This window comes from Stenotrophomonas pictorum JCM 9942, from assembly GCF_001310775.1.
GTDB classification, from domain to species: Bacteria; Pseudomonadota; Gammaproteobacteria; order Xanthomonadales; family Xanthomonadaceae; genus Stenotrophomonas; species Stenotrophomonas pictorum.
This window is the reverse complement of the sequence record NZ_BAZI01000106.1, coordinates 1-8,159: the sequence shown is the minus strand read 5'-3', so window position 1 is coordinate 8,159 and position 8,159 is coordinate 1. Positions and strand designations below refer to the sequence as shown.

Here is an 8,159-nt window from a genome sequence, read left to right as displayed (position 1 = left end):
CGCAGGCCCGGCAGATCATCGCCGACCGCAAGCTGCCGCGCGCCGGCGAGCAGGAATACCGTTTCAACGACGGCACGCTGATCCGCACGCTGCTGGTCGATGATGCGCAGCGCAAGCAGTTGTCCGCGGGTGCGCTGGTGATCGTCCGTCATGCCGACGGTTTTGCGTTGCTGCCACGGGTGGCGGCGGAGAAGGTGCGTGAACGCGCGGCCGAACTGATCGTGCTCGACCACGGCCAGAGCGCGGATACCCCGGTGTCCACCGGCAATGCCGAGGATGACGCCTATTACGCGCAGTTCCAGGTACCCGACGATCTGATGTGGTGAGTCGCCGCGGCGGCGTTGTCCCGTCGTTCAAGCAACTGCGCTAGGCTGCGGTCACGTCATTTCCACTTCGGAGCTGGCAACCATGGCCACCGGTTGGGCGGGCGATACCGCCGTTCAGGATCAGATCGACGCGACGGTCGAAGACGCGATCAAGCGCGCCCGCAGCCGCCTGCCCAGCGGCCCCGGGCTGGAGCATTGCGAAGAATGTGACGCGCCGATTCCCGAGGCGCGCCGCAAGGCCGTGCCCGGCGTGCGGTTGTGTATCGCCTGCCAGCAGGCGCGGGACGAGGACGAAGCGTTCAGTGGCTACAACCGCCGCGGCAGCAAGGACAGCCAGCTGCGGTAGCCGCTGCCGGCGCAGGCCTCAGTGCTGCCCGGAGCGCAGCTGGAAGCTGCCGCGCCAGCGCAGCAGCGCGAACAGGCACCACAGCCAGCCGGCGCTGGCGATCAGCCCGCCGACCAGACCGATGTGCTGCATGCCCAGATGCAGGCTGACCTGGCTGCCGATCAACGCGCCGGCACCGATGCCGATGTTGAAGATGCCCGAAAACAGCGCCATCGCCACGTCGGTCGCATCCGAAGCCAGGTTCAGCACCTTGGACTGCATCGACAGCGCGAAGCTGATCATCGCCACACCCCAGATCGACACCAGCAGGTACAGCAGCCAGGCGTTGCCCAGGCCGGTGCGCAGCAGCAACAGGCAGGCGGCCAGGGTGCCGATCGCGGCCAGCAGGAAGCCGCGTGGCCAGCGCGTGCCGAAGCGGGCGAACAGCACGCTGCCGACAAAGCCCATGCCGCCAAACAGCAGCAGTACCAGCGTGGTGACATGCGCATCGAAGCCGCCGATGGCCTGTACGAACGGCTCGATGTAGCTGTAGCCGGTGAACTGCGCCGAGATCACCACCATCACCAGCACGTACAGCGAAACCAGCGCCGGGCGTCGCAGCAGCAGCGGCAGGCTGCTGGCCGAGCCACTGTTCTGGCTGGGCAGGGCCGGCAGCAGGCGGGCCAGCACCAGCATCACCAGCAGCGCGACGCCGCCGATGGCCAGGAAGGTGATGCGCCAGCCCAGCCATTCGCCGACGATGCGGCCCAGCGGGATACCCAGCACCATCGCCACCGAGGTGCCGGTGGCCAGCAGCCCCAGCGCCTGCGGACGCTTGCCTTCCGGTGCCACACGTACCGCCAGCGAGGCGGTGATCGACCAGAACACCGCATGCGCCAGGCGATGCCGATACGGCTGGCCATCAGGACCGGATAACTCCAGGCCACGCCGGAGAGCACGTGGCTGGCGATGAACAGCGCGAACACGCCCAGCAGCAGCCGGCGCCGGTCGAAGTTGCGGGTCAGCAGCATGCACGGCAGTGAGGTCAGTGCGACCACCCAGGCGTAGATCGTCAGCATCAGCCCGACCTGCTCGATCGGTTTGCCGAAGCTGCCGCCGATATCGCTCAGCAGCCCGACCGGGACGAATTCGCTGGTGTTGAACACGAATGCGGCCAGTGCCAGGGCGATGACGCTGAGCCAGCGCTGGCGGTCGCTGCGCGGGGCTTGGAGCTGGGCAACGGCAAAAGCGTCGCCTGCCTGCGGGGCAGGGCAAGAGGAAACGGGGGAGGACATCGTTGACTGGAGCGGCGACCGGTGGGGACGGTCAGTGGCGGCAATTTTCGCACGGACGGAAGGCACGCGCGTGAACCGCGCCGGTGGTGGGCGACCGGCGCAGACAGAAAGGCCGGCAATGGCCGGCCTTTTTCATCAGCCATCCCCCTGGATCGGCGCTGGCAAGGCGTCGGTGCCCCGCCAGCGGCGCAGACCCCGCTGGAAGAACAGGCTGTTGGGGATCTGCATCAGCGTGCCTTCGACCGGGCCGCCGATCTCGGACAGGGTGGTGTAGATCAGGTTGATGTCGGTGACCACTCCCTTCAGGCCGGGCTTTTCGCCGTTCTCCAGCAGTTCGATCTGGTCGCCCAGCCGGAACGGCCGGGTGGTGAAGATCAGGAACGTACAGAAGATGTTGGAGAGCACACTCCATGCGGCAAAGAACGCCACCGCGCCGACCGCGGCAAAACCGGTGAAGGCGGTCCACAGCACCGACGGGGCGACGCCGACCTGGTTGAGCAGGGCCAACGCGGTGGCGGTCCAGATGACGAAGTTGGACAGTCGCCGGATCGCCAGCTCGATCGGCGCCGGCAAGGTGTAGTGGCGGCCGAGACGGGCCAGCAGGTGCCGGGTGAACAGACGAAACAGCCAGGCGACAAGCAGGATCAAGGCGATCATGAGCCGGTGTTGATCGGTTCGAGCCACTGCTGCAGCGAGGGCGGGAGGTAGTGCTTCATCCGGGAAATCCTTGTGTTGCGTGACGCGCTGCCGTGGCTGCAACGCCACAGGAATACGTGATGCGATGAGGCTGATTGTCGATGACCCCGAGCCGGGCCGCCAGCACGGGACGCGGGTACCGCGCTGTTCGCCTAGCGGAGGGTCGCCGCCAGCGCCAGCCCCTGCACGACACCGAACGAGGGGTCGCCGTGGACCACGGTCGCACCCGGGAACGCCGCCGCAGCGGCGTGCTGGATGTAGCCGGCGCGTGACATGCCGCCGGTCAGGAACACCGCCGTCGGGTCATGGCCGATGTCGGTGCGGACCTGCTGCAGCAGGGCGTCCAGTTCACCCAGATAGCCGCGCGCGGCGCTGGCCAGTTGCGGCGCATCGGTTTCCACGCTCAGCCCCGGTTCGATGAAATTCAGTGCGCTGGCATGGTGTGCCGCGCCACTGAGCGCGATCTTGCAGCGCTCCACCTCACGGTACAGGCGCGCGGTGTTGCCGGTGTCCTGCAATGCCTGCAGGCGCGGGCCGTAGGGCGCCTCCACCGCGTCGTAGTTGTGCTGGCGGAAATCGCGCTGGCGGGTCATGTCCTGCACCATCGCCGCTTCGACGTAATGATGGGTGGGTACCCGGGTGATGCCGCGGCCGAATAGCGGCATGTAGCCGGCCAGGCTCAGCGCCAGATCGATATCGGTACCGCCGCGGGCGATACCCCAAGCGCGATGGATCCGCGGGGCGGCATCGCCGCCGACGCTGGCGTGGGCGATATCGGTGGTGCCGCCACCGACGTCCACGATCACCGCCTCGTGCCGCTGCGCACTGACCGCGTGGTAGTGCATGGCCGCGGCGGCGGGTTCTTCGAGGAAATCGATCTCATCGAAGCCGGCCGCCAACGCAGCGCTGCGCAGGATCTCCAGCGCCTGGTCGTTGCCCGCCTCGCCGATCGAGCTGCGGAACTGCACCGGGCGGCCGAGCAGGGCGCTGCGCACATTCTGGCCGAGCTGCCGGGAGGCGGTCAGGCGGATGTGTTCGAGGATGTGGGTGGCGATGCCGGTGATGGTCTGCCGGGCGCGCGGATGCAGGTTGTAGCCGAGCATGGATTTGGGGCTCTGCACCAGATTGCCTTCGTTCTCCTCGAAGTAGGCTTCCAGCGCATCGTCGCCATAGAGCGCGTTCTGCAGCAGCGCGGTGGAGCTGCGCGGCTCGCGGATGCGTTCTTCCATCCACTGCCGGCGCACGACGCGGATCGCATCACTGCGCAGCTGCTCGAAACCGCGCTCGCGGCCGGCCGCGCGGGCATCGCGCCGGCCGGATTCGATCAGCTCATCGAGCTGCTGCTCCAGCTGGGGCGTCAGCTCGAAATCGTTGGGGTCGCGCATCACCTCGGGGAAATACACCGTGGTGCGGAACTGCTGGGCCTGGCCAAAGCTGACCGGCACGACCTTGCCGTCGATCAGCGCGGCGGCGGCGGAATTGCTGGTGCCGAAATCGATACCGAGTTTCATGAAGCGTGAAGGCTGGCGGACAAAACGGCCGCGCACTTTACTACGCGGCCGGCAGCGCGGCGTGAGCGGCTACAATGAACGGTCTTTCATGTTGTCCGGGAGTCGCCATGTCCACCTCATCCTGCCCGCAGTGTTCGCTGGAAAATATCTATCAAGACGGCGCGCTGTGGATCTGCGCCGATTGCGGCCACGAATGGGTGCCGGGCGAAGCGGCTGCCAGCGCGCTGGTGGTGCGCGACAGCAACGGCAATGTGCTGGTGGCCGGTGACACCGTCACCGTGATCAAGGACCTGAAGGTCAAGGGCTCCTCGATCCCGCTCAAGCAGGGCACGGTCATCCGCAATATCCGTCTGGTCGAAGATGATGCCGAGCACATCGAAGGCAACTCGGAAAAGATCAAGGGACTGGTGCTGAAGACCTGCTTCCTGCGCAAGGCCTGAGCTGCCGTCTCAATGTGAGGGGCGCCGGGCCTGCAGCCGTCGCAGGCTGTCCAGCTTGGCCTGGTAGAGCGCGCGTTGCCGCTCGTTGTCGCCCAGCTGCCGCGCCCGTTCCATCTCGCGTTCGGCAAGCCGGTTGTCGCCACTGAGGAAATACGCGCGCGCCAGCCCGAAATGGAACTGGTGCGCGTTGTCGTACAGCTTCAGGGCGTTGCGGTAGTAGTGGATCGCCTGCGCATAGTCGCCGCTGCGCTCGGCCTGGGTGGCCTGCATGAACTGGTAGAACGGATCGCGTGCGCGGGCGCGGTCCAGCTTTTTCTGCAGGCGCGCGGCATGGGGAATGTCGCCGGTGCGCGTGTACAGCGCCACCGCATTGGACAACGCCGGCGCATGTTCGCCGTTGATCGCCAGCGCCGATTCCAGGTCACGGGCCGCGGCGGCGTTGTCGCCCACCCGCGATTCCAGTACGCCGAGGTTGTTCCAGGTGGCGACAAAGCGCGGGTCCATCTGCAACGCCGCATCGAAGTAGGCGCGCGCGGCGGGATAGTCGCCCGCAGCCAGATGCTCGACTCCCCGGTTGTTGTAGAAGTGCGCGATCGCACGCCGGTCAGAGATCGGGCGCGGACCGCGCCGGTCGTACAGCACGTTCTGGTCCAGATCCAGGGTGGCGTGGCGTCCGCCCACGCGCAGGCCGACATTCACGTGGCCAGCGGTGAAGATCAGTCCCTGGTCCTGGTACCACGACACCACCTGGCCGACCTCCTGCATCCGCGCATCCAGCCCGATCTCCCGCGCCAGCGCCACGAACAGCAGGGTGAAGGACAGGCAATTGGCGCGCCGCTGCTGCCAGACCTCGGCCACGCTCAGCGTCGCCCCGGTGTCGTATTGAAGGGCCAGCCCCTCCGGCTGGAACACCAGTTCGACCAGCCGTTGCAGCCGCAGCTCCGGTGAGTGCGTGGTGTCGATCACCCGGGTCTGCAGCTGCGCGCGCAGCTCCGCCGGGATGGCCATCAGCTGGGTGGGTGTGGGAAGTTCGGGGGGCGCGGTGGCAGGGGCCGGCGACAGGCTCGAGCCGGCAAGCAGGATCAAGGCATTCCAACCGATCATGGCGATCACCCGGGGGCTGCTGTTGCGCGACCAGTGTAGGCCTGTGAGAGGCGGGCCGGCGGGTTTTCACACAATCCACAACCGGTGTGGACCAGCCCTTGGCAAAGGTGTGGATAACCACCGGCAGGCCTTGTGCCACCTGCATTGCCGAAGGTTGGTCAAAAATTGATCAGGGGCGGGTCGGGGGCGGTGGGGTCTGCTAGTATCCGCGGCCCCAGACAGTATTGACCCGCCGCGAGGGCTCGGCCCGGGCCGGCAGGCTTTCTACGCCAGATCATGACGAAGTATCTTCCTTCTACCGAGGCCCAGCTGTCGCTGGGTCTTGGCAGCGACATTCCCACCGAGCGCCTGTTCTTCGCGGTGTTGCCGGACCCGGCCACGGCCGCGCGGATTGCCGAGCTGGCCGAGGGGTTGCGCGAGGAACATGGTCTGACCGGGCACCCGCTGGCGCGCGAGCGCCTGCATATCACCCTGCATCATCTGGGCGACTATGCGGGCCTGCCGCCGAGCCTGCTGGCCAAGGTGCAGCAGGCCGCTTTGCGGGTGCGGATGCCCGAGTTCGAAGTGTGCTTCGACCAGGTCGGCAGCTTTGCCGGCAACCGGCAGAATCCGTTCGTACTGCGCAGCGACTACGGCGCCGAACTGCTGCACGGGCTGCATCAGGAACTGGCGCGCTGCCTGCAGGGCGTGGGCGGGAAGCCGGACCCGCGTTTCACCCCGCACATCACCCTGCTGTACGACAAACGGCGGATGCCGATCCAGCCGGTGCAGCCGCAGCGCTGGTTCGTGCGCGAATTCGTGTTGGTCCGCAGTTTCCTGGGGCAGACCCGCTATCAGCTGGAAGGCTGCTGGCCGCTGGCTGAGCCCGCATCACTACTGGACTGCAGGCCAGGGCTTGCAGGCGGGCGTGGGCCTGCGAAGATGCCGTCATGGAAGAGCTGCCGCTGTCATTGCCGCCACCGCTGCTGGCCGAGGTCAAAGTCGCCTACGCGCAGCCGCCGCGGGCGTATCACAACTTCGGCCATGTGCAGGCGCTGCTGCACCACTACCGCGACGTCGCCGCCGGGCCCGGCTGGCAGCAGCCGCTGGAGGTGCTGCTGGCGGTGCTGTACCACGATGCGATCTACGAGGCCGGGCGTGGCGACAACGAGCTGCGCTCGGCGCAACTGGCGCAGCTGGCGATCGGCCGCTGGCTGGCCGATCACGATGTCGATGTGGCGCGGGTGATGGCGCTGATCGAACTGACCGCGCGCCATGGCAGCGTGCGCAGCGCAGATCTCGATCACGATGCCGCGCTGTTCCTGGACAGTGACATGGCCATCCTCGGTGCCCCGGAGGCGGTGTTCGACGCCTACGACCGCGGCATCGCCGAGGAATACCGCGGCAAGGTGCCCGGCTTCCTGTTCCGGCTCAACCGCCGCCGTTTTCTGAAAGGGGTGCTGGCGCAGCCGCGCATCTTCTTCAGCGACTTCTTCCATGCCCGCTACGACGCCGCCGCGCGCGCCAACCTGCGCCGGGTCACGGCCTGAGCGCGGCCACTGGCTAGAATGCGCGTTGACGAATTGCCGGTGCGGTCCCCGTGGTCGATGTAATGAACGTGCAGCCCCTTCCCGATCCGGACCCGCGTCCGCAGCCTCCGCAGGCGCCCGGTCCGAACGAGTGTTGTGACAGCGGTTGTCCGCTGTGCGTGCTGGACCTGTATGCCGATGAGCTGAACCAGTACCGGCAGGCGCTGGCGGCCTGGAAGCTGCGCCACCCCGACGCGCTGGACTGAGCCGCCGCCTCGACAGCCGGTTCCGCGGCGCAGGGGTACGCTGCGCATTCCGGTGATGGGAGTGGCTCATGACGCACGCGCGGCGGTTTGTCTGGGGGATGCTGCTGTGCCTGCTGGTGGTGCCGGCGATGGCGCAGCAGCACGTCAGCCACGGCCGTTTCGAGCAGGTGCCGGTGTGGTTGCCCGCCGGCCCGGTGCAGCGCGTGGTGCTGTGGTTCTCAGGCGATGGCGATCGTGCGCAGCGTGAGGCGCGGCGGCAGGCGCTGCGCCAAGACGGGGCGATGGTGGTGGAGGTCGATACCGGCCGCCTGTACCGGCGGGTTGCCAGCGAGGGCGGCGACTGTGGTTTCTCCGCCGGCGATGTGGAGAATTTTTCCCGCTACGTGCAGGCGTTCTTCCACGTGCCGACCTACCGTCTGCCGATTCTGGGCGGTGATGGCGACGGTGCGGCACTGGCCTATGCCATCGCCACGCAGGCCGACTCCGCGATCTTTGCCGGTCTGCTGACCGAGGACTTCTGCCCGCGACTGCATAACGCCACGATGATCTGCGGCGATGCGATCCATCGCGCGGAACTGGTGCCGCAGGCGTTGCGGTTTCCGTGGTTGAACGCGGCCCACCGCAACGGCGCCTGCCCGGCGGCGGCGCTGACCGGCTTCCGCACGGCGATACCGCTGTACCGCGATTT

The 8,159-nt window shown here is 67.4% G+C and carries 8 protein-coding genes and 4 pseudogenes; 7 read left to right on the top strand and 5 right to left on the bottom strand.

From position 1 onward, the window contains the following. The coding region (locus JCM9942_RS07360) for a DUF2058 family protein (protein ID WP_157722811.1) at window positions 1-326 on the top strand (326 nt) is incomplete at its 5' end. Window positions 327-408: 82 nt separating this feature from the next. Further along, the gene (locus JCM9942_RS07355; RefSeq protein ID WP_054658794.1) at window positions 409-672 is read left to right on the top strand and encodes a DksA/TraR family C4-type zinc finger protein; all 264 of its coding nucleotides are present in this window, start codon (window positions 409-411) and stop codon (window positions 670-672) included. Between the two features lie 18 nt (window positions 673-690). On the opposite strand, the gene JCM9942_RS07350 is transcribed toward JCM9942_RS07355, so the two are convergent. The 4 genes and pseudogenes from JCM9942_RS07350 to JCM9942_RS07340 all read right to left on the bottom strand — a co-directional run bounded on the left by JCM9942_RS07350 (window position 691) and on the right by JCM9942_RS07340 (window position 4,153). After that, on the bottom strand, window positions 691-1,539 hold the full coding sequence (locus JCM9942_RS07350; protein WP_304941131.1) for an MFS transporter: 849 nt from the start codon (window positions 1,537-1,539) through the stop codon (window positions 691-693). 80 nt (window positions 1,540-1,619) lie between these two features. Then, window positions 1,620-1,946 (bottom strand): annotated as a pseudogene (locus JCM9942_RS20450) (hypothetical protein); the annotation flags it as partial. Between the two features lie 135 nt (window positions 1,947-2,081). Beyond that, a pseudogene (locus JCM9942_RS07345) lies at window positions 2,082-2,662 on the bottom strand (mechanosensitive ion channel domain-containing protein). Window positions 2,663-2,794: 132 nt separating this feature from the next. After that, window positions 2,795-4,153 (bottom strand): Hsp70 family protein, encoded by a 1,359-nt coding sequence (locus tag JCM9942_RS07340; protein WP_054658792.1) that lies wholly within the window; start codon window positions 4,151-4,153, stop codon window positions 2,795-2,797. A 107-nt stretch (window positions 4,154-4,260) separates the two neighbouring features. On the opposite strand from JCM9942_RS07340, the gene JCM9942_RS07335 reads away from it, so the two are divergent. Further along, window positions 4,261-4,593, top strand: a complete 333-nt coding sequence (locus JCM9942_RS07335; RefSeq protein ID WP_054658790.1) for a zinc ribbon domain-containing protein YjdM — start codon at window positions 4,261-4,263, stop codon at window positions 4,591-4,593. Between the two features lie 9 nt (window positions 4,594-4,602). Here the strand turns inward: JCM9942_RS07335 and JCM9942_RS07330 are convergent, their stop codons facing one another. Then, a complete protein-coding gene (locus JCM9942_RS07330; protein ID WP_083468457.1) occupies window positions 4,603-5,697 on the bottom strand; it encodes a tetratricopeptide repeat protein in 1,095 nt (364 codons plus the stop codon). Window positions 5,698-5,973: 276 nt separating this feature from the next. Between JCM9942_RS07330 and thpR the strand changes: the two are divergent. The 4 genes and pseudogenes from thpR to JCM9942_RS07310 form a co-directional block, all read left to right on the top strand. Next, window positions 5,974-6,555: pseudogene (gene thpR, locus JCM9942_RS18210) on the top strand (RNA 2',3'-cyclic phosphodiesterase); the annotation flags it as partial. Window positions 6,556-6,626: 71 nt separating this feature from the next. Beyond that, window positions 6,627-7,226: an HD domain-containing protein gene (locus JCM9942_RS07320; protein ID WP_054658786.1), complete on the top strand. Its 600-nt coding sequence runs from the start codon at window positions 6,627-6,629 to the stop codon at window positions 7,224-7,226. A 62-nt stretch (window positions 7,227-7,288) separates the two neighbouring features. Next, on the top strand, window positions 7,289-7,471 hold the full coding sequence (locus JCM9942_RS07315; protein WP_054658784.1) for an oxidoreductase-like domain-containing protein: 183 nt from the start codon (window positions 7,289-7,291) through the stop codon (window positions 7,469-7,471). Between the two features lie 68 nt (window positions 7,472-7,539). Beyond that, window positions 7,540-8,159, top strand: a pseudogene (locus JCM9942_RS07310) (virulence factor family protein); the annotation flags it as partial.

What these genes read in the sequence shown, in the direction of transcription:
- JCM9942_RS07355 (WP_054658794.1), top strand. Translation starts at nt 409, where the DNA reads ATGGCCACCGGTTGGGCGGGCGATACCGCCGTTCAGGATCAGATCGAC.
- JCM9942_RS07340 (WP_054658792.1), bottom strand. Translation starts at nt 4,153, where the DNA reads ATGAAACTCGGTATCGATTTCGGCACCAGCAATTCCGCCGCCGCCGCG.
- JCM9942_RS07335 (WP_054658790.1), top strand. Translation starts at nt 4,261, where the DNA reads ATGTCCACCTCATCCTGCCCGCAGTGTTCGCTGGAAAATATCTATCAA.
- JCM9942_RS07330 (WP_083468457.1), bottom strand. Translation starts at nt 5,697, where the DNA reads ATGATCGGTTGGAATGCCTTGATCCTGCTTGCCGGCTCGAGCCTGTCG.
- JCM9942_RS07320 (WP_054658786.1), top strand. Translation starts at nt 6,627, where the DNA reads ATGGAAGAGCTGCCGCTGTCATTGCCGCCACCGCTGCTGGCCGAGGTC.
- JCM9942_RS07315 (WP_054658784.1), top strand. Translation starts at nt 7,289, where the DNA reads ATGAACGTGCAGCCCCTTCCCGATCCGGACCCGCGTCCGCAGCCTCCG.